Below are 19336 nucleotides of genomic sequence, written 5' to 3' on the forward strand. Positions count from 1 at the left end.
GCATGTTACTGGTTTCCTGGGCTCCCCTGTTCGGGGAGGGTGCAGGTGAGCGGTATCCGTCCCGTTTTGTCTGATGAGTTCCGCACGCTTCGGGCGGGATCGGATCAATCACCCGATCCATCACCCGACCGGGTCGTCACGGTGAGCATCGCCGCGTCACCCGGCAGGGTGAGCGGGCCGGTGCTCAGCTCGCCGGCCATGCGCACCGCTCCGTCCAGCGGATCGCCCGCGGCCGGCACGCGCCGCACCCCCGGGAGCCGCTTCGCCAACTCCTCGTCCAGCGGGCCGAGGAGCGGCTCGCCCATCCTGAACAGGCCGCCGGTGACGGCCACCCGTGCCGCACCGCCCGCAGGACACACGGCCGCGGCCGACTCGGCGATGTGCATCGCGGCCTCGCGCAGGATGTGCGCCGCGACCGGATCCCCGTCCGCGCAGGCCGCCGCGACCCGGGGCGCGAACGACGCCAGCACGGCGGGACGGTCCGGCCGCGGATACAGCGCCCCGGGCAGCCCGGTGACGGTCCCGAACTGCTCCTCGGCATCCGCCAGCAAGCGGCCCGAGCCGCCCGCCCGCCCGTCATGGGCCCGCAGCGCCGCCTCCAGACCGGCCCGTCCGATCCAGGCGCCGCCGCCGCAGTCGCCCAGCAGATGACCCCAGCCGTCCGCACGGCGCCAGCCGGTCAGGTCCGTGCCGATCGCGATCAGGCCCGTGCCACCGGCGACCACCGCACCCGGCCGTGACCCGAGGGCCCCCACGTACGCGGTCACGGCGTCGGCCGCCAGCGCGACGGTCCGCACGCCCAGCTCCCCGGCCAGGGCGCCCGGCAGCTCGGCGCGCAGCGCGTCACCGAGGGTCGCGAGACCGGCCGCGCCGACGACGGCCGCCGTCAGGCGCACCGGGCCGGTCTCGGCGGTCAGGGCCCGCACCAGCGGCAGCAGTTGCGCCATGAAATGGCCGGGGTCGATGCCCCGCTCACCCGTGCGCACCGGCTCCCCGGAGGCGCACCGCGCCAGCGGGCCGCGTTCGGCGGTCCCGACCACCACCCGCAGACCGGACCCGCCGGAGTCCACCGCGAGGAACCCGGGAGTCTCCGGCGCCCCCGTCACGGCAGACGCCAGTCCACCGGTTGGCCGCCCTGGCGGATCAGCAGGTCGTTGGCCCGGCTGAACGGACGCGAGCCGAAGAAACCGCGGTCGGCGGACATGGGGGAGGGGTGGGCGGACTCCACCGAGGGCAACTCGCCGAGGAGCGGGCGCAGATTGCGCGCGTCACGCCCCCACAGGATGGACACCAGCGGCTTGCCGCGCCCGGCCAGGGCCCGGATCGCCTGCTCGGTGACCTCCTCCCAGCCCTTGCCCCGGTGCGCGGCGGGCTTGCGCGGGGCGGTGGTCAGCGCCCTGTTGAGCAGCAGCACGCCCTGCCGTGTCCACGGCGTCAGGTCACCGCTGGACGGCTGGGGCACGCCCAGGTCGGACTGCAGCTCCCGGAAGATGTTGATGAGGCTGCCGGGCAGCGGCCGTACCTCGGGGGCGACCGAGAACGACAGTCCCACCGCGTGCCCCGGGGTGGGATACGGGTCCTGACCGACGATCAGGACCCGTACGTCGTCGAAGGGCTGCTGGAAGGCCCGCAGGACGTTCGGCCCGGCCGGGAGGTAGGTGCGTCCCGCGGCGATCTCCGCGCGCAGGAAGTCCCCCATCGCGGCGACGCGTTCGGTCACCGGTTCCAGGGCCTTCGCCCAGCCCGCTTCGACGATTTCATGCAGAGGTCGTGGTGCCACGGGCGTCACCCTACTGCCGTACGGGCAGCGGCGATCAACCGGTGGCCGGAGCCTGCGCGTAACCGCGTCCCCCGCCTCATCCGCGCCTCACCCGACGACCGCGGCCCGGACACACAGCACGTCCGGCAGGTGCGAGGCGAGCTGCTGCCAGCTGTCGCCGTCGTCCGCCGACGCGAACACCTCGCCGTTGCGGTTGCCGAAGTAGACGCCCGCCGGGTCCGCGTCGTCCGTGCACATCGCGTCGCGCAGCACCGTGCCGTAATGGTCCTCCCGGGGCAGGCCCGCCGAGAGGGGCTCCCAGCTCTTGCCGGCGTCCGCCGTGCGGAAGACCCGGCAGCGGTGGTCGGCCGGGACGCGGTCGGCGTCGGCGTTGATCGGGAAGACGTACGCCGTGTCGCCGCGGTGCGGATGCGCGGCCGCGGCGAAGCCGAACGTGGAGGGCAGGCCCTCGCCGATGTCCGTCCAGTGGGCGCCCGCGTCGTCGCTGCGGTACACGCCCCAGTGGTTCTGCAGGTACAGCCGGTCCGGGTCGGCCGCGTCCCGGGCGACCTTGTGCACGCACTGGCCGAACTCCGGGTTCGGGTCGGGCAGGAACACCGCCGAGACGCCCGAGTTGGAGGGCGTCCAGCTCGCGCCCCCGTCCAGCGTCCGGAACACGCCGGCCGTCGAGACGGCGACCGTCACCGCCCGCGGGTCGCGCGCGTCGGTGAGCACCGTGTGCAGTCCCTCACCGCCGCCGCCCGGCATCCACTTCGACCGTGTCGGGTGCTCCCACAGGGGGCGGACGAGCTCGAACGTCTCCCCTCGGTCCTCCGAGCGGTACAGCGCGGCCGGTTCCGTCCCCGCGTACACCACGTCCGGCTCGGCGGCGGCCGGGTGCAGCTGCCACACCCGCTCCAGGGACGCCCCGGTGTCCTTGGGGAACTTCACGGCCGGGCGGGCCGGCTCGGTCCAGGTCCGTCCGAGGTCGTCGGAGTGGAACACCGACGGGCCCCAGTGGGAGCTGTCGCCGCCGGCCAGCAGCCGCGGGGTCGCGGAGCGGGTGTCGAGGGCGACCGAGTACACGGCCTGCGCGTTGAAGTAGGGACTCTCGTCGAACTCCCAGGCCCCACCGCCTCGCCGGCGCCCGATGAACAGGCCTTTGCGCGTGCCCACGGCGAGCAGTACCTCGGTCATGCCGATCACCTCCGCGGCGTCACCCTTGACGCCTTCTTCTCGGACACCGGCCAGTCTGCACCCCACCACTGACAGTCACCCCCGCACCGCGCTCCGGTGCAGGTCAGAGCGGTGTCGCCAGTCGTCGTGGCGGGCCCGGACGAGGGCGCGGAGGCCAGTGCGAGGCAGGCGCGGTGAGCATCCGGGGGGCCGCTTGCGTATGGGGAGGGCGGCGATGGTCCCGCAAGGGTGAGGAGGAGGCCTTCGATGGCGTCACGCGGTCCGCGGGGTCATCGGGTGTGGCTGTGGCGCTGGCGGCCCAACCCGCTCAGGCGCCGCGCCGACCGGATCGAGGCCTGGGTGGTGCTGGGGATGTGGACGCTCGCGGTGCTCGTCGGGGTGCCGGCCGGCACGGCGGTGAACCGGTCGGTCGAGGACGCGCTGGCCCGGGAGCGGGCCACGTGGCGCCCCCTGGTGGGACGTGTCGCCGAGCGGGCCCCCGGCCCGCCCACCGAGGGCGGCGCCGCCTCCCGAGCCGACCAGGTGTGGGCGAGGGCCACGTGGACCGCCGCGGACGGATCCGCCCGCTCCGGGCAGCTCCGGGTCCCGGCGGGCAGCCCCGCCGGAACCCCGGTCACGGTGTGGACGGACCCCGAGGGAGGCCAGGTGACCCGGCCCATGACCCCCTCCCAGGCCCGCGTACGGGCCGGCCTCCTCGGCGGCGCGGCGGGCCTCGCCGCCGCCGTCGTCCCCCTCGCCGCCGGCCGCGCCCTCCGCACCCGCCTGGAGCGCCACCGCATCGACCGGTGGGACACCGAATGGTCCCGCTTCGGCCCCCTGTGGGGACGGACGACGGGCTGAGACCCGGCACGCGAGGCCGACACCACCGCCAGCCACACGCATGCCGCCCCGCCCGGGACGGGCAGTGATCAAGGGCCATTCTCGTGAAGGGACTGACCGTGAACGTCACTGCGTCTCCCCCCATACCCCGGGCGGCGGGTTCCCTGCCGCTCGTGGGTCACGCGATACCGCTCCTGCGTGACAACCTCGCATTCATCGCCTCGCTCCGCCGCACCTACGGCCCCGTCGTCGAGATCGCGCTGCAACCGGGCACCCGCACCGTCATCGTCCAGGACCCCGTCCTCATCCAGGCCATGCTCAAGGACAAGACCCTCGACAAGGGCCGCTTCTTCGAGAAGATGGGCCAGCTGCTGGGCGACTCGGTGGTCACCGCGGCAGGCGAGGAGCACACCGCCAAGCGGCGCCAGCTGCAACCCGCCTTCGCCCGCGGCGAGATCGCCCGCTACGTCGACCTCATGCGCGACGAGGTCCACACGGCCGTCGACGGCTGGGTGCCCGGCCGGACCCTCGACGTGCGCGAGGTGATGGTCGAGCTCTCCCTGGACATGCTCGCGCGGACCGTGTTCTCCGGCAGCCTCGACGACACGACGTTCCGCAGACTGCGCCACGACCTGTCCGTGGTCATGAACGGCGTCGGCGCCCGCGTCATGCTGCCCGACTGGGTCGAACGGCTGCCGCTGCCCTTCAACCGCCGCTTCGACCGCGCACGGGACGCCGTACGGGCCACCGTCCACCGCGCCGTCGACGACCTCCAAGCCGCCGGGCACGACACCGGCGACATGCTCTCCCTGCTGCTGCGTGCGCAGGACGAGGCGACCGGCCGGCCGCTGACCGCGCACCAGATCTGCTCCGAGATTCTCACCCTGGCCGTCGCCGGCACCGAGACCACGGCCTCCGTGCTGTCCTGGGCGCTGTACGAACTCGCCCGCCACCCCGACGTCGAGGCCCGCGTCCTCGCCGAACTCGACGACGTCCTCGGCGACCGGCCGGTGACCTTCGAGGACATCACCCGCCTTCCGTACCTGGGGCGCGTCATCACCGAGGTGACCCGCCTCCACCACACCGGCTGGCTGGTGACGCGCCGCACCACGGTGGAGACCCGCCTCGGCGCGTGGACCCTGCCGGCCGGCACCGAGCTGGCGTACTGCCAGCACGCGCTGCACCGCGATCCCGCGCTCTTCCCGGACCCGCTGCACTTCGACCCCGACCGGTGGCTGGACAGCGCGCAGCAGCCTCCGGCAGGGGCGTTCCTGCCCTTCGGCGCGGGCAAGCACAGGTGCATCGGGGACCGGTTCGCACTGACCGAGCTGATCACGGCCATCGCGACGATCGCCAGGCGGGTGCGGCTCGACCTCACGCGTGACGAGACGGTTCGCCCGGTGGCGCGGGCCACCGTGCGTCCGCGCACGCTGCTGATGACCGTGAGGCCGAGAAGGCGGGACGTCCGGGACGTGTGAGTGCCCGCGTCCGTGAGGCGCCGCCCGGCTCCGGCCCGGGCGGCGAGGCGGCGGGCGGTGCCCGGGCGGCGAGGCCGTGGGCGGTGCCCGGCAACGGGGTCCCGGTGCGATGACCGGCCGGGGCGCGCTACGGCACGAGGCCGCCGCGGCCCGGCAGCGCACCGGCCAGTGCCTCCCGGCACAGCCGGATCAGCGCCAGGTCCGCCCGGATGCCCTGCCCACCCGCGTCGGCCCGGTGCCGTCGTGGGGAAGCGAGTTCGGCGCGCAGCAGGTCGTGCAGGGAGGTGCCCGCCGGGCCGAGGGCCGCCACGCACCCGGCGATCGCCGCCCTCGTGCGGGGCTCCTCCGCCCAGGCCGACCGGAGGACCGAGGAGACCGGTTCACCGTCGCCCGTCACCCGCCACACCGCGCACACGGCCGACACCCGCTCCACAGTCTCCGCGGAGCCGGTGAGGGGGAGCAGCCCGGGCAGGGCCGGGGCGGCCGCCGGGCCCAGCCGTGCCAAGACGTCCGCCGCCGCCGCGCGGCGCTGCGGGCCGCTCCCGGTGTCCGTCAACGCCCGTAGCAGGGCGGGCAGTACGGCGCCCGGCTCGCCCGTGACCGACCACAGGGCCTCCGCCGCGGTGACGGCGCAGTCGGTGTCCAGCAGGGCGCGCAGCTCCGGTACCGCCTCCTGCGCGGCCGTACCGAACGCGGCCAGGGCACGGACCGCCGCCTCCACGACGGGCCCGCCCGGCCCGTCGGGCGTGCCCCGCAGCAGCCGCAGCACCGACGGCACGGACGCGGTGTCGCCGAGGGCCGCGAGCGCCGTCACCAGGGGCACGGCCCGCTGCCGGGCACCGGGGCCGTCGAGCGGCACGCGCGCGAGGTGCCGCCGCAACGCCGGGGCCAGCGGGGCGGCGGCCTGCCCCAGGCCGGGTATCACCAGCCCCAGGTCGTCCGGTACGACCGGCCCCGCCAGCACCTCGGCCAGCACCGGGACGGCCCGTGCGTCCCCGGTCCCGGCCAGGGCACGCAGGGGACCGCCCAGGGCCGGTACACCCCGCCGCCCGTACCGGACGCGCCACTCGGGTCGCTGCCGCACCAGGGCGTGCAGCGGCCCTGCGGCAGGCGCGGCCAGCTCGGACAGCTCCAGCAGGACGGCGACCGCCGCGTCGTGCAGCCGACCCTCCTCCGCCCCCACCTGCGCCCCGATGAGGACGACCGGCTCCGGGTGGGCGCCCCGCCGCTCGCGGAACAGCCCGGCCGCCATCCACACGGCGTTGCACCGGTCCAGGGGATCCGGGCTGGTCAACTGCCCGCACAGCAGCGCCACCCGGTCGGCCACCCGGTCGCCGAGCCCGTGGTGCAGGGTCCGCAGCAGCCGGGAGCCCTCCTCGTCCGACGGCCGCAGCCGCCGCAGCCGCACGGCGAGGGTGTCCGCGCCGGAACAGCCGGAGGGGCGGCCGGCGCGGGTGCGCTGCGTGGACCGGTCCCTGAGCAGCCGGACGACCGTCGGCACGAGATCCTCCGGCAGCTCCCGGGGAGCGCAGGCGGCCAGCTGGCCCACCGCGGCGAGCCGCAGCCCCGGACCGTACGGTGGCCCGCTCAGCTCGGTCAGCACCCGCACCGCCCCGGCGGCACGCGGATCGCCGACGGCGCCGTACCACCGCGCGAACAGGCCGAGGGCCTCGGCCAGGCCGACCAGCACCCGGTCGTCCCGCTCCACCGCGATCCGCTCCCGCAGCAGCGCGAGGGCGCGGGCCGGCGGGACCACGTACCGCACGAGTGCGGGCAGGACCGCCCGGCGCACCCTCGGGTCGGCGTCACCGGCCAGCCGGACGAACACCTCGGCACGGGCCCGCAACGCGGCACGCACCCGGTCGGTGAGACCGGGGGAGGCGCCGTCGGCCCCTCCGATGCTCACCAGCAGCTCCACGACCCCCGCCCGGTCCCGCACGTCCTCACGGACGGCGAGCGCCAGGAGGAACGGCACACAGGCGAGCGTCGCGTCGTACACGTCCCCCCGGTGGTGCACGGCGCCGTACATCCCGTCGAGCGCGGTCTCCCGCTCGGCCGGGTCGGCGGAGGCCAGCCCCCGCAGTAATCCGGGCACGTCCTCCGCGCTGCCGTCCGCATGGCGCAGCGAGGCCCAGTCGACCTCGTCGATCCCCCTGAACACCTTGTCCTCCCCAGGCGAAGTGCCAACTGACGGGGAGTCTGCACCACGGCACCGACAACGAAGCGGAATCGGGCGATGACGGTGCGCGAACTGTGCGGGGGTTGGCCGATCGCCGCTCAGTCGCGGCCGGGCAGCGCCCGTCGCACGATCGCGTCGAGGTCCGCCGCCCCGGGCAGCGTTCCGAACGCATGGCCCCAGTCGCCCCCGAGCCGGGTCGCGCAGAACGCGTCGGCGACCGCGGGCGGGGCGTGCCGGACGAGGAGGGACGCCTGGAGCGTCAGCGCCATGTCCTCCACGAGACGCCGGGCCGTCGTCTGCGACGCACCGGACAGCCGGTCCTTCAGCCGCGCCACGGCCGTGTCCAGCCGCGCGTCCGCGCCCCGGGCGAGCGCGAACTCGCCGAACAGCGCCTCGGCCGTGCCGGGTTCACGGCTCAGGGCCCGCAGCACGTCGAGCGCGTTGACGTTCCCGGAGCCCTCCCAGATCGACAGCAGGGGAGCCTCCCGGTAGTGCCGGGGCATGCCCGAGTCCTCGACGTAGCCGTTGCCGCCGAGGCACTCCAGGGCCTCCGCCGTGAAGGCCGGGCCGCGCTTGGTCACCCAGTACTTGCCGACGGCCGTGGCGATCCGGCGGAACGCGGCCTCACCCTCGTCCCCGCGGATCGCCCGGTCCGCCGCCCCGGCCAGCCGCAGCGTGAGCGTCGTGGCGGCCTCGGACTCCAGCGCGAGATCGGCCAGAACGTTGCGCATCAGCGGCTGGTCCACGAGCCGCGCGCCGAACGCGCTGCGGTGCCGCGCGTGGTGCCCGGCCTCGACGAGGGACTTGCGCATCAGCGCGGCCGACATCATCACGCAGTCCAGCCGCGTGCAGTTGACCATCTCGATGATGGTCTTCACGCCCTGCCCCTCGGGGCCGACCAGCCATGCGACGGTCCCGTCGAACTCCGGCTCCGCGGAGGCGTTGGAGCGGTTGCCGAGCTTGTCCTTCAGCCGCTGGATGCGGAAGGTGTTGCGGACGCCGTCGGGCAGCACGCGCGGGACCAGGAAGCAGGACAGCCCGCCCGGGGCCTGGGCCAGCACGAGGAACACGTCGCACATCGGCGCCGAGGTGAACCACTTGTGCCCGCGCAGCGTGTACACGCCCGGCTCGGCCGTGGGCGTGGCCGCCGTGGTGTTCGTGCGGACGTCGGATCCGCCCTGCTTCTCGGTCATCCCCATGCCCGCCAGCAGTCCGCGCTTGTCCGTCGGCACGCGCAGGCCCGGGTCGTACTCCCGGCTCGTCAGCAGCGGTTCGTAGACCTTCGCCAGCTCCGGCTGCCGCCGCAGCGCGGGGACGGCCGCATAGGTCATCGACGTCGGGCAGCCATGCCCCGCCTCGGTGTGCCCCCACACCAGTCCGCCGGCGGTGCGTGCGACATGGGCGCCGGGCCGTGCGTCGCCCCAGGGCGACGCCGCCAGCCCTTCGGTGACGGCGGTGCGCATCAGGTGGTGCCAGCTCGGGTGGAACTCGACCTCGTCGACCCGGTTGCCGTACCGGTCGTGCGTGCGCAGTTCCGGCTCGTGCCGGTTGGCCAGGTCGGCCCACTCCTGCGCCTGGGCGCTGCCGGCCTGCCGGCCGAGCCGCCGCAGTTCCTCCTCCGCCCAGCCGGCGCCCTCCCGCCGCAGCCCTTCCAGCAGGGGCGTGTCGTCGGAGGCGTCGTACGGGGTGAGGGGCGGGGCCTGGTTGGTGACGTCGTGCGTGGCGACCGGGCGGTGCGGCCACTGTTCGTCCGGTGTCGAGACCATGCCCCGAGTGTTGCACTGCCGCTGCGGCCGCAGCAATAGTGCAACATCAGGGGAAGGCGGCCGCGTACAGTACGGGACCATGCCGATGAACGACCCGGCGCGGCCCGGCGCGCTCGACCTGCGTCCGCTGTCCGCGCGGTCGGTGGTGCTGAGCCTGCTGCTCGGCACGCATCCCCCCGAGCTGCCGGTGCGGGAACTCGTGCGGCTGGTGGAGGGTTTCGGCGTCGGCGGCTCCACGCTGCGGGCGGCGCTCAGTCGCATGGTGGCGGCCGGAGACCTGCGGCGCACGGACGCCGGCTACCGCCTCAGCGACCGGCTGCTGGAGCGCCAGCGGCGTCAGGACGACGCCGTGCACCCGCGCACGCGCGCGTGGGACGGCGACTGGGAGATGGTCGTGATCACCGCGACCGGCCGCGGCCCCGCCGAACGCGCCGAGCTGCGGACCCGGCTGGCCGGCCTGCGGCTCGCCGAACTCCGCGAGGGCGTCTGGCTCCGGCCGGCCAACCTCACCCGAGCGTTCCCCGGCGACCTGGACCGGATCGCCGAGCACTGCACGGCCCGCCCCCGCCGCCCCGCGCGCGAACTGGCCGGCTCCCTGTGGCCGCTGGACGACTGGTCCGCCACGGCCCGGGCGCTGCTCGCGCACATCGCCCGTGCGCCCCGTCCGGCCGACCGGCTCACCGCCTACGCGGCCGTCGTGCGGCACCTCCTGGCCGATCCGGTCCTGCCGCAGGCCCTGGTACCGGCCGACTGGCCCGGCGCCGACCTGCGCGCCGCCTACGCCGCCTACCGGGCGGAGCTGGCCGGACAGGCGCACGCGCGCGTGCGCGGCACATGACGCGGACGGCCGTGCGCGGCGCCCGCCGGGGCACCGCGCACGGCCGCGTTCACCGTGGGGGGAGGTTCGGGACTACCTGTAGGTGATGTCCGAGGCGGAGTAGAGGCAGTTCGTGCTGTCGGGACCCGTCCCGACGGCGGTGTTGTTGTTGTACTTCTGGCAGGGGACGACCTTGCGGCTCGCGTCGTTGCGGATGGTGATGCCGCGCAGCGTCGCCACGTCGTTGCGGTTGACGTTGATGCCGACGAGCCGCGCGGTGCTGCCCGTGCCGGTCACGTCGATGGTGTTGAGGTTGACCTTGCGGGTGTACTGCGTGGAGCAGTCGCCGCAGGAGCGGTAGAGCGTCTTGAACTCCTGCACGGCGAAGTTCGAGATGTTGAGCGTGCCGCCGCCGTTGTGCTGGAAGACCTTGTCCGCCGCCTTCTTCGCGCCGCCGCCGATCACGTGGTACGTGGCGCCGGTGCCGCCGCGGAAGGTGGCGGCGTCCTCGCCGACGTCCTCCCACCAGACGTTCTGCAGCGTGCAGCTGCCCTCGCAGTGGATGCCGTCGGCCGCCGGGGCGCCGAGGATGACGTTCTTCAGCACCGCGCCGTCGGAGAGCCGGAAGATCGGGTCCTGGCCCTCCTCCTGGCCGTCGCCGGCCAGGTCGCCGGTGCCGTAGTACCGCTTCATCCCGTAGTCCTTCGTGCCGGACACCGAGATGGTGGCTGAGGTCCCCTGGCTGCCGCTCGGCGTCGGCCAGGTGGCGGCGCTCGCCGTGGGTGCATTGGTGGTCATGATCATGCCAACCGACAGGCCGAGTGTGGCCAGCGCGCCGGTCAGTGCGCGCCTGCGGGGGCGCGGTGGTGTCGCAGAAGTCATGTCCCGAGTCCTTCTGTCCGTTCGAGCGATGGGGGGATGTCTCTTCGGCTGTGGGGATCGTTGGAGGTCATGTACATGAACGACATTCATGTTCTGGCTCGATGCGAGTGTGGAGGGCGCCTGTGGGTCACACTGCTGAACGGAACGTAGAGGGCAAGCGCTTTCTAGTCAACGCCTCGCGTAGTAAGTATTCAGCCGGGCTGGTCGGGGAGGCTTCGGTGTGGGAGCGCTTCCATGAGGGCCATGTACATCGGGCCGACCGCTGCGGTCGGCCATCAGCCTCCGGGGCGTCGGCCACCACCTCCACGCCCACGGCATGGCGTCCCGCGTGCTGACCTTCTTCGGCCTGGACGCCCCGGGCCCGGCGCCCCAGCCGCCGCCCGGTACCTGCAAGGTGACGGCCTCGGTGCACGCCTGGAACACGGGTCTGACCGTCGCCGTGACCCTCACCGACACCGGCACGACCACGGTCGAGGGCTGGAAACTCGGCTTCACGCTGCCCGGCGGGCAGACGATCACGGGCGGCTGGGGCGCCGCGTACGCCCCGGCCCCCGGACCGGTCACCGCGGCGAGCGTGCCGTACAACGGCACGCTCCCGCCGAGCGCGAGCGTGAGCGTCGGCTATCAGGCCCCCCACGCCGGAGACAGCGCCGGTCTGGCCGCGTTCACGCGCGAGGGAAGGGCGTGCACGGCCGGTCGACGGCGCTGCCGGGCGGGCCGGATCAGACCGAACGGTGGTACTGGTCCGGCACGTGCACCTCGCCGCCGAGTTCACGCGCCGCGTGCCGGGCCCACGAGGGGTTGCGCAGCAGCTCGCGGCCCAGCAGCACCGCGTCGGCCTCGCCGTTGGCCAGGATCTTCTCGGCCTGCTCGGCGTCGGTGATCAGTCCCACCGCGGCCACCGCCAGGTCCGTCTCGTTCTTCACCCGGGCCGCGAACGGCACCTGGTAGCCGGGGCCGGTCGGGATGCGGACGCCGGAGGCGTTGCCGCCGGTGGAGACGTCCAGCAGGTCCACGCCGTGGGCCCGCAGCTCACCCGCGAAGCGCACGGTGTCGTCCGGGGTCCAGCCGCCCTCGTCGAGCCAGTCGGTCGCGGAGATGCGGAAGAACAGAGGCTTGTCGTCCGGCCACACCTCCCGCACGGCGTCGACGACCTCCAGCGCGAACCGGGTGCGGTTCTCGTACGAACCGCCGTAGGCGTCGGTGCGGTGGTTGGAGTGCGGGGAGAGGAACTCGTTGATCAGGTAGCCGTGGGCGCCGTGGATCTCGGCGATCTCGAAGCCGGCGGCGAGCGCGCGCCGGGCCGCGGCCGCGAACTGCTCCACGACGTCCTTGATGCCGTCCACGCTCAGCTCGGCCGGCGCCGGATGCCTGTCGTCGAACGCGATCGGGCTCGGGGCGACGGATGTCCAGCCGTGGGCGTCGGGACCGACCGGCCCGCCGCCCTTCCAGGGCCGGTCGGTCGAGGCCTTGCGTCCGGCGTGGGCCAGCTGGACGGCGGGGACCGTGCCCTGCTCCGTGAGGAAGCGGGTGATCCGGCGGAACGCCTCGACCTGCGTGTCGTTCCAGATGCCCAGGTCGTAGGGGGAGATGCGGCCCTCGGGGGACACCGCGGTGGCCTCGACGATGATCAGGCCCGTGCCGCCGGCCGCGCGGGCGGCGTAGTGGGCGAAGTGCCAGTCCGTGGGGGCACCGGCCTCCGGGCCCTCCGGTGCGGCCGAGTACTGGCACATCGGGGGCATCCACACGCGGTTGGGGATCGTCACATCGCGCAGGGTGCAGGGCTCGAAGAGCGCGGTCACGGCGGACTCCATTCGTCACGGGGCCGGGGTCGACTCGTACGATAGGCATCGTAGTACGGGAGATGTCAAACTACGAGGGTTCTCGTACTATGAGGGCCCCGAAGGAAGTGGAGCCCGCCGTGACGTCGCCCGTCGTCAGTAGTCGTGATCTGCCGCATCCCGTGCGGGACGAGATTCGCCTGGAGGGGTTGCTGCACGCGCTCAGTGATCCGATGCGGCTGCGGATCGTGCGGGAACTCGCCGCCACGAGCGGGGAGTTGTCCTGCTCCGACTTCGAGCTGCCGGTCACCAAGTCGACCACCACGCACCACTTCCGGGTGCTGCGCGAGAGCGGGGTGATCCGGCAGGTGTACCGCGGGACGGCCAAGATGAACGGGCTGCGACGGGACGACCTGGACGAACTGTTCCCCGGGCTGCTGGACGCGCTGCTCGACGCGGCGGGGCGGCAGGCCGTCCGCGTGGGCGGCTGAACCGGATCGGGCCGTGACCGGTCGCGGCGCGTCGCGCGGTCCAACAGGGGTCGCCGGTCGGGGAGTTAGACCACTCTCCGCCCCAGGGAGACGCCCGGTTCCGCGTCGGCCCGCCCGCTTCTGGAGGGATGCCGGGAGAGCGCTGACGCCTCCGCATCGCCCGGGCGGGCTCCGCTGACAGGGTGCTGTGCTCCGCCCGGGGCGCGTGTCCGATCTGTATGGAATGTGATCATGCGGTTTCGTTCCCTATGTGCTGGAAGCATCCTTTCTTCATCTTTCTGATCGCTCTCCGGTGGACGGCGCGGTGTCCGTGCGGCCCGCGTGGGAGGTGCGGGAGAACGAGGACGCCACGCGGTGGTTCGAGTACCGGGTGGTCTTCCCGGACGGCGCCCGCGTCGACGCGCTGGCCGTCCTGGCCGGCGGACGCCTCGGCGTGGAGGAGGTGCGCGCTCAGCCCGCGCTGTCCCTCGACGACCTGAGCGTGCTCGCCGACTGGATCGAGGAGGCACTGGCCGAGGCGTGCGGTGCCGGTCCGGCGCCGGAAGGGTGCGGCGGCCGGGGACGGCGGGCCCGGCCCGCCTGGCCGCGCGGCGCGGAGGGGCGGCGGCGGGTGGCGCAGGAGTACCGCGCGGCCCAGCGGGACGGCGCCGACCCGGTCCTCGCGGTGATGTCCGCGACGGGCCACAGCCGCCGCACCTCCCTGAGACTGATCGGCCAGGCCCGCGAGGCGGGCCTGCTGTCGCCTCGCCGCGGGCGGGGATGAGGAGCGCGCCGGGCCCAGCAGGCGCAGGACGCTACAGCGTGCCGGGTCCGGGTCCGGGTGCGCAGGGGCTACAACGTGCCGGGTCCAGGTCCGGGTCCGGGTGCGGGTTCGGGTGTGGTGTCGCAGGCTGTGCCGGGGTCGGCGTCCGTCCCCGTGTCGGGACCGGTGTCCGCCCCCGCCCCGGTCGCGAAGAAGCGTGACAGGTCCGAGTCGTCCGTCCCGCCCCGTGTCGCGGTGTCCGGGGGGACGCCCATCTCCCAGTCCAGGCGGTAGCGCTTGAACAGCTCGGCCCGCAGGACCGGCACCGGCATCGGCACCCCCGGCACCAGGGCCGCGTAGACCGCGCCCATCAGCAGGGCGCGCAGCATCGGGTAGTCGCTGTCGACGTCCCGCGAGCCGTGCCGGGCGACCGTGTCCCGCAGCAGTTCGGCCAGGCGGCGCTGCTCCGGGCAGGGCACGAAGCCCTCGGCCTGGAGCAGTCCGGCCATGTGCTGCCGCATCAGCACGGGCCGGTCCCGGGCCAGGCCCAGGATCGCGTCGATGGCCCGGGCCATCCGCTCCCCGCCGTCCTCGGTGCGCGGCTCGCGCTCCAGCGCCTCCTCCAACGTGCGGTGCATCAGCCGGTGCACGGCGGACTGCACGAGCTGGCGTTTGCCCGGGAAGTAGTACGAGACCAGACCGCGCGCCGACCCGGCTCGATCGGCGATGTCGCCGAGCGTCGTCGCCTCGAAGCCCCGCTCGCCGACCAGCTCGACCGCCGCCTGCAGAAGCCGCTCCTTCGAACGCCTCCGCAACTCTTCATTGACCGAGGCGCTGCGCGGGCTCATGCTGAAACTCCTGCGTTGACTGGCTGCCAGCCAACTATACTCAGGACGTCCGGTCCGGCCCGCTGTGGCCGGTGCCGGTGATGCCGTCTGCCTCGGGCGACGCGGGGGATCGTCCGAGGCGGGCGAGCAGACGATCACGTGGTCGCCTGGGGCTACTGCCCGCAGCGCGGGACCGGGCTCACACCCGCGCCGCCACGAGGAAGTCCCCGGACGCAGCGAGCGCGCAGAACAAGCCGGATCCCACGTCACGTCACGAAGGCCGGGCGACGCCCCTACGAGGCCCCGGCGTCGGCCCGGTCGCGCGGCAGCCGGCGCTCGTGCACCCACACCGCCAGGGCCACCACCAGCGCGCCCAGCAGCCAGCCGCCCACCACGTCCGACGGCCAGTGCACGCCCAGCCACACGCGGGTCAGCCCGACGCCGACCACGGAGACGACCGCCACGGCCACGGCCGTACGCCACACGGCGGGGCCGACACCGTGCCGGTGCAGCAGCCACAGCAGCAGGCCGCACACGACGGTGGCGGTCATGGCGTGGCCCGACGGGAAAGCGGAATAGTGAGCCGTGTCCACGGGGTCGGGCCACACCGGCCGAGGACGGTCCACCGCCGCCTTCAGGCCCTGCTGCACCAGCGACCCGAGGGCGACGGCCAGCCCCAGCCACAACGCCGTCCAGCGCGCCGCGAGCCGTACCACCAGCCACACCACGACGACCGCGCAGAGCAGCCGCATCGTCCACGGGTCCCACACCCAGTCCGTCAGGATGCGGCACGCCTGAGTGAGGCCGGGTTCGTCGACCGCCCAGCGGTGAGTGGTTCGGGAGATGTCCCCGTCCGCGCCGATCAAGGGGCTCCATCTGACCGCGACGAGGGTCAGCAGCAGGACCGAGCACGTGGCCAGGACACCGGCGAGACCGGCGGCGGCGCGCTGCTCCGGACGGGAGGGGGGTGCGACGGACGGGGAGTGCATGAGGCGATCCTTGCCGAACCGGGGGTAGGGATCCAGTACGGGGCGATCTCCGGCCCGGTACCGACGGATCCGCCCGTCATCCCAGTGCCCGCAGCCCCGGAACGAATGCCACCAGCACCGGCACCACCGGCACCAGCGAGGCCGCCGCCGTCAGGCGCAGACGCCGGGCCGGGGTCAGCCGGTCCGGGGGAGTGAGCAACCGGTGCACCCGCGCCGGGACATGCGCCTGCGGCGTCGGGCACGGCCCGAACACGCCCCGGGGCTCGTTGAGTTCCACCAGCGCCAGGGCCGTCGTCAGCCGGCCGAAGCGGCGGGAGGCCGTGTCGTCGGCGGCGAGTTCGACCAGCCGGTGCATCTCGTCGCGGAACGCGGCGAACACCGGCACCTGCGGGAATCCGCCCGCGAGAGCGGAGGAGCAGTTGAGCAGCCAGTCGTGGCGGGCCCGCGCGTGACCCTGCTCGTGCGCCAGCACGGCGTCCAGCTGCCGGCCCTTCAGGCGGCGCAACGCGGCGGTGGTCACGACCAGTTGGGGCGGGGTGCCGGGCAGCCACCAGGCGTCGGGCCGCTCGCTCTCCAGGACGACGAGCCGGCCGGACACGGCCACCTCGCCCGGCAGCAGCGGCGCCCGGACCAGCAGGTCGGCGCGCCGGCGGCGGCGCCGGGCCCGGGCCCGGCCGATCTCACGGACCAGCATCGCAGCGCTCCACAGCGCGCCGCAGGCCAGAGTCACCGCGGTGGTCGCCGCCCAGGGGCCCGCCGTGCCCAGCGCGTAGGCCTCGACGACCCCGTTCGGTGCCGTCGCGAAGACGTGCCCGCCGACCGCGTGCCAGGCCGCCGCCGCGCTGAGCGTCATCGACAGGGCGCAGCACACCAGGACGGCGGCCACCACGCACTGCCACATCCACAGCGCCACGACCGGCTCCCGGTCCGGCCAGTCCGCCCGGGCGAGCAGCCGGGGTCCGGCCACCGCGGTCAGGGCGCCGAGCAGCAGCAGCGCGGCGGGGAGCATCATGGGACGCAGCCTATGAGCGCGGCCCCGTCCAGGGGTACGTCTCGCGGTGGCAAAGTGACGCAGGCAACGGATTCCGCACCCCGTGTCCCGGGGCGCCGCTCACAGCGTCAGCAGCATCGCCACCATCGCGATCCCCATGGCCAGCCGGCAGGCCCGGGCCAGCTCCGGACGATCGCCCCAGCCCGGGGCGCCACCGCCGGTGGACCCGCCCCCGGCCAGCGCCCCCACCGGCACCAGCCGGACACCGCTCAGCAGCACGTACCCGGCGAAGTAGAGCAGCAGCCCCCCGGTCAGCAGCGGGATCCCCGATGCGCCCCGCCCATGGGCGTGGGCGGGGGAGCCGGCCATGACGACCGACATGTAGACCATCGCGGCGGCACCCACCAGGTGGTGCAGGTGGTGGGCGTCCGAGCGGGCCGCCCACAGGGCGTGCAGCCCCGCCGCGCCGAACACGACCGCGTAGACGGGCCAGGCCCAGGACGGCGGCGTGAACACCGCCGCGGGCACCGCCATCCCGGCCATCCCGAAGCCCATCAGCGCCTCGCCGCCCGCGGCGCGCCGCTGCTCCCCGCCACCGCTGCGCATCCGCACCAGGCAGTAGGCGCCGGTCACGGCGCAGAGCGCCACCAGCAGCCAGCCGGACGAAGCCGGTCCGTGCACGCGTACCTCCCCCTTCGACCGTCGGTCATTCGATGCCCGGGCGGTGCGGCGCGCACGCGAGCGCAAGGGTGTACACGGGGAGCATCCGGCGGAGCACACCAGGTGAGGAGGCGGGTTCCGGGATGTGCTTTACGAGTAAAATACCTGTTAATCTTGTCCGTCATGAGCAGTGTGCCCCCCACTCCCGCCTCCCCGCCGGCCCGGCGCCTTCCGCTGGCCGGCGTGCTGCGCCTCGGCCGGCCCTCGGACATCTGGTTCAAGCCCGCGCTGAGCGTCGTCGCGGCGATCGCCCCGCCCAACCTCACCCTGCTCGCGCTCGGCCGCCTCGATCTCGCGATGTACGCCATGGCCGGGTCCCTGTGCGCGCTGTACACCCACAACCGGCCCTACGCCGCCCGTGCCCGGGCCCTGCTGGGGGTGGTGCTCGGCATGCTCGGCGGGCTCGCCGTCGCCCTCGTCGCGGCCTCGCTGACCGGCAGCGCCGCCGTCCTGGTCACCGTCGGGGCCCTGCTCGCCGCCGCCCAGAAGGTGCTGTGCGACGCCACCCGGATCGGCCCGCCCGGAAACGTCGTCCTGACCTTCGTCAGCTCGGCCTCACTGTTCGTGCCGCAGACCCTCGACCGGGTCCCGGGTCATCTGGCACTCGCGGCCGCGACCGGTGCCTGGGCCTGGCTGGTCTGCATGGCGCCCGCGCTCGTCCGCCCGCACGGCCCGGAGCGCCGTGCCACCGCGAGCGCGCTGCGGGCCGCCGCCGTGTACGCCGACACGGGCGGGGCGGGGGAGGGACACGCCCGGGCCCGGGCCGCGGGCTACGCCGCCGTGCAGGCCGCCTGGCAGTCACTGCTGTCGACCCGCGCGCCGTCCCGGACCCGGCGCGCCCTCGAACGGCTCGTGGTGCGGGCCGAGGTGGCCCTCGCCGCGCCGGCGGACGCGGACGCCGGTCGGCTGCGCGCGTGGGCCCGTGCGCTGCGCTCCACCGGGCCCGTCCCGCCGGCCGGGCTGCCGCCGGCGGCGGCGGACGAACTGCTCGGTGTGGCCTCGGCCCGCTCCCTCCGGGCCCGGCTCGGTCCGCTGACCCCGCTCGCGGCGCGCACCGCGCTGGGCTGCGCGCTCGCCGGGTACGCCTCCCTCGCGCTCGGCATCGGCCGCCCGTACTGGGCCCTGGTCACGGCCGCCTCGCTCTACCAGGCCAATATCGCCCTGACCTGGAGCCGGGCCGTCCAGCGAGTCGTGGGCAACGTCCTCGGGGTGCTCGCCTTCGCGGCCGTCGTGCCGCTCGCCCACCTGGGGCAGGCCGCCCTCGTGCTGTGCTGCGTGGCGTTCAGCTTCGGCGCGGAGGCGCTGATCAGCCGCAACTACTGGCTCGGCAGCGTGTGCGTGACGCCCATGGCCCTGCTCATCACCGAGTTCGCCGGACGACAGCAGCCCGGCGCGCTCATGACCGAGCGGGTCGTGGACACCGTCGTCGGGGCACTGGTCGGCTTCGCCGCCGCCCTGGTGGTCACCGACCGGCGGGTGGGCGACCGGGTGGAACACGCCCTGACGGGCGCCGACCGGGCCCGCGAGCACGCGGCCCGGCTGCTGGCCGGCCCGCACCCCGGGGCGGCGGCCCTCGAATCCGCCCGGCGGGGGCTCGCCGTGGCCCTGGCCGATCTGCGGGCCGCCGCCGACGCCGCGGCCGGGGAATGGGGGCAGCGCGCGCTGCCCCAGGAGCGGGTCGTGCTCGCCGAGCAGTCCGGACACCGTACGCTCGCCGCTACGGCACGACGCCAGGGGCTGCTCCCGGACCACGGTCCGGACACGGAGACGGAGGACGCACGGCCATGACGCCGACGGAAGGACCATCCCCCACGGGTCCCGGCCCGCACTCGGCGAGGGGAGCCGCGCGGACGGGCAAGGACCGGCCCACCACCGCGCCCGGAACCACCCGCCCGGAC

17 protein-coding genes and 1 pseudogene are annotated in these 19336 nt (G+C 74.7%); 7 read left to right on the forward strand and 11 right to left on the reverse strand.

Annotation, left to right across the window (positions count from 1 at the left end):
• Positions 1 to 104: 104 nt before the first annotated feature.
• The 3 genes from ACIGAQ_RS25340 to ACIGAQ_RS25350 form a co-directional block, all read right to left on the reverse strand.
• Positions 105 to 1106 (reverse strand): N-acetylglucosamine kinase, encoded by a 1002-nt coding sequence (locus tag ACIGAQ_RS25340; RefSeq protein ID WP_399786400.1) that lies wholly within the window; start codon positions 1104 to 1106, stop codon positions 105 to 107.
• Positions 1103 to 1780, reverse strand: a complete 678-nt coding sequence (locus tag ACIGAQ_RS25345; protein WP_311681964.1) for a uracil-DNA glycosylase — start codon at positions 1778 to 1780, stop codon at positions 1103 to 1105. Before ACIGAQ_RS25345 ends, ACIGAQ_RS25340 begins: the two co-directional genes overlap by 4 nt.
• An 87-nt stretch (positions 1781 to 1867) precedes the next feature.
• Positions 1868 to 3025, reverse strand: a complete 1158-nt coding sequence (locus tag ACIGAQ_RS25350; protein ID WP_399786403.1) for a WD40/YVTN/BNR-like repeat-containing protein — start codon at positions 3023 to 3025, stop codon at positions 1868 to 1870.
• A gap of 177 nt (positions 3026 to 3202) precedes the next feature.
• Here ACIGAQ_RS25350 and ACIGAQ_RS25355 point away from each other — a divergent pair, with 177 nt between their 5' ends.
• Both ACIGAQ_RS25355 and ACIGAQ_RS25360 read left to right on the forward strand, forming a co-directional pair.
• Complete coding sequence (locus ACIGAQ_RS25355; RefSeq protein WP_399786406.1) at positions 3203 to 3796, forward strand: hypothetical protein; 594 nt, start codon at positions 3203 to 3205, stop codon at positions 3794 to 3796.
• Positions 3797 to 3894: 98 nt separating this feature from the next.
• On the forward strand, positions 3895 to 5253 hold the full coding sequence (locus tag ACIGAQ_RS25360; protein WP_399786409.1) for a cytochrome P450: 1359 nt from the start codon (positions 3895 to 3897) through the stop codon (positions 5251 to 5253).
• A gap of 127 nt (positions 5254 to 5380) precedes the next feature.
• On the opposite strand, the gene ACIGAQ_RS25365 is transcribed toward ACIGAQ_RS25360, so the two are convergent.
• Together ACIGAQ_RS25365 and ACIGAQ_RS25370 are read right to left on the reverse strand one after the other, a co-directional pair.
• A complete protein-coding gene (locus tag ACIGAQ_RS25365) occupies positions 5381 to 7414 on the reverse strand; it encodes a HEAT repeat domain-containing protein (protein ID WP_399786412.1) in 2034 nt (677 codons plus the stop codon).
• Positions 7415 to 7530: 116 nt separating this feature from the next.
• Positions 7531 to 9198: a DNA alkylation response protein gene (locus ACIGAQ_RS25370; RefSeq protein ID WP_399786415.1), complete on the reverse strand. Its 1668-nt coding sequence runs from the start codon at positions 9196 to 9198 to the stop codon at positions 7531 to 7533.
• A 79-nt stretch (positions 9199 to 9277) separates the two neighbouring features.
• Between ACIGAQ_RS25370 and ACIGAQ_RS25375 the strand changes: the two genes are divergently transcribed.
• The gene (locus ACIGAQ_RS25375) at positions 9278 to 10036 is read left to right on the forward strand and encodes a PaaX family transcriptional regulator C-terminal domain-containing protein (protein ID WP_399786418.1); all 759 of its coding nucleotides are present in this window, start codon (positions 9278 to 9280) and stop codon (positions 10034 to 10036) included.
• A 72-nt stretch (positions 10037 to 10108) separates the two neighbouring features.
• Here ACIGAQ_RS25375 and ACIGAQ_RS25380 read toward each other — a convergent pair whose 3' ends face one another.
• A complete protein-coding gene (locus tag ACIGAQ_RS25380; protein WP_311681956.1) occupies positions 10109 to 10897 on the reverse strand; it encodes a pectate lyase in 789 nt (262 codons plus the stop codon).
• 316 nt (positions 10898 to 11213) lie between these two features.
• Here ACIGAQ_RS25380 and ACIGAQ_RS25385 point away from each other — a divergent pair.
• Positions 11214 to 11525: pseudogene (locus tag ACIGAQ_RS25385) on the forward strand (cellulose binding domain-containing protein); the annotation flags it as partial.
• Positions 11526 to 11619: 94 nt separating this feature from the next.
• On the opposite strand, the gene ACIGAQ_RS25390 reads toward ACIGAQ_RS25385, so the two are convergent.
• A complete protein-coding gene (locus ACIGAQ_RS25390) occupies positions 11620 to 12699 on the reverse strand; it encodes an NADH:flavin oxidoreductase/NADH oxidase (RefSeq protein ID WP_399786421.1) in 1080 nt (359 codons plus the stop codon).
• Positions 12700 to 12788: 89 nt separating this feature from the next.
• On the opposite strand from ACIGAQ_RS25390, the gene ACIGAQ_RS25395 reads away from it, so the two are divergent.
• Both ACIGAQ_RS25395 and ACIGAQ_RS25400 read left to right on the forward strand, forming a co-directional pair.
• Positions 12789 to 13169 (forward strand): ArsR/SmtB family transcription factor, encoded by a 381-nt coding sequence (locus tag ACIGAQ_RS25395; protein WP_399786424.1) that lies wholly within the window; start codon positions 12789 to 12791, stop codon positions 13167 to 13169.
• A gap of 304 nt (positions 13170 to 13473) precedes the next feature.
• The gene (locus ACIGAQ_RS25400; RefSeq protein ID WP_311681953.1) at positions 13474 to 13932 is read left to right on the forward strand and encodes a DUF6214 family protein; all 459 of its coding nucleotides are present in this window, start codon (positions 13474 to 13476) and stop codon (positions 13930 to 13932) included.
• A 68-nt stretch (positions 13933 to 14000) separates the two neighbouring features.
• On the opposite strand, the gene ACIGAQ_RS25405 is transcribed toward ACIGAQ_RS25400, so the two are convergent.
• The 4 genes from ACIGAQ_RS25405 to ACIGAQ_RS25420 all read right to left on the reverse strand — a co-directional run bounded on the left by ACIGAQ_RS25405 (position 14001) and on the right by ACIGAQ_RS25420 (position 17399).
• On the reverse strand, positions 14001 to 14759 hold the full coding sequence (locus ACIGAQ_RS25405; RefSeq protein WP_399786428.1) for a TetR/AcrR family transcriptional regulator: 759 nt from the start codon (positions 14757 to 14759) through the stop codon (positions 14001 to 14003).
• 272 nt (positions 14760 to 15031) lie between these two features.
• Positions 15032 to 15727 carry a phosphatase PAP2 family protein gene (locus ACIGAQ_RS25410; protein WP_311681950.1) on the reverse strand — a complete coding sequence of 232 codons (696 nt, stop codon included), beginning with the start codon at positions 15725 to 15727 and terminating at the stop codon, positions 15032 to 15034.
• A 76-nt stretch (positions 15728 to 15803) separates the two neighbouring features.
• Positions 15804 to 16739, reverse strand: coding sequence for a M56 family metallopeptidase (locus ACIGAQ_RS25415; protein ID WP_399786432.1), 936 nt, complete (start codon positions 16737 to 16739; stop codon positions 15804 to 15806).
• 99 nt (positions 16740 to 16838) lie between these two features.
• Positions 16839 to 17399 (reverse strand): DUF5134 domain-containing protein, encoded by a 561-nt coding sequence (locus tag ACIGAQ_RS25420; protein WP_399786435.1) that lies wholly within the window; start codon positions 17397 to 17399, stop codon positions 16839 to 16841.
• A gap of 162 nt (positions 17400 to 17561) precedes the next feature.
• Between ACIGAQ_RS25420 and ACIGAQ_RS25425 the strand changes: the two genes are divergently transcribed.
• Entirely contained in the window at positions 17562 to 19226 is a 1665-nt protein-coding gene (locus tag ACIGAQ_RS25425; protein WP_399786438.1) for an FUSC family protein, read from the forward strand.
• Positions 19227 to 19336: the final 110 nt, after the last annotated feature.

The organism is Streptomyces sp. NPDC085932, assembly GCF_044540525.1.
Taxonomy (GTDB): Bacteria; Actinomycetota; Actinomycetes; order Streptomycetales; family Streptomycetaceae; genus Streptomyces; species Streptomyces levis.

What these genes read in the sequence shown, in the direction of transcription:
- ACIGAQ_RS25355 (WP_399786406.1), top strand. Translation starts at nt 3,203, where the DNA reads ATGGCGTCACGCGGTCCGCGGGGTCATCGGGTGTGGCTGTGGCGCTGG.
- ACIGAQ_RS25370 (WP_399786415.1), bottom strand. Translation starts at nt 9,198, where the DNA reads ATGGTCTCGACACCGGACGAACAGTGGCCGCACCGCCCGGTCGCCACG.
- ACIGAQ_RS25375 (WP_399786418.1), top strand. Translation starts at nt 9,278, where the DNA reads ATGCCGATGAACGACCCGGCGCGGCCCGGCGCGCTCGACCTGCGTCCG.
- ACIGAQ_RS25380 (WP_311681956.1), bottom strand. Translation starts at nt 10,897, where the DNA reads ATGACTTCTGCGACACCACCGCGCCCCCGCAGGCGCGCACTGACCGGC.
- ACIGAQ_RS25395 (WP_399786424.1), top strand. Translation starts at nt 12,789, where the DNA reads ATGAGGGCCCCGAAGGAAGTGGAGCCCGCCGTGACGTCGCCCGTCGTC.
- ACIGAQ_RS25405 (WP_399786428.1), bottom strand. Translation starts at nt 14,759, where the DNA reads ATGAGCCCGCGCAGCGCCTCGGTCAATGAAGAGTTGCGGAGGCGTTCG.
- ACIGAQ_RS25410 (WP_311681950.1), bottom strand. Translation starts at nt 15,727, where the DNA reads ATGCACTCCCCGTCCGTCGCACCCCCCTCCCGTCCGGAGCAGCGCGCC.
- ACIGAQ_RS25415 (WP_399786432.1), bottom strand. Translation starts at nt 16,739, where the DNA reads ATGATGCTCCCCGCCGCGCTGCTGCTGCTCGGCGCCCTGACCGCGGTG.
- ACIGAQ_RS25425 (WP_399786438.1), top strand. Translation starts at nt 17,562, where the DNA reads ATGAGCAGTGTGCCCCCCACTCCCGCCTCCCCGCCGGCCCGGCGCCTT.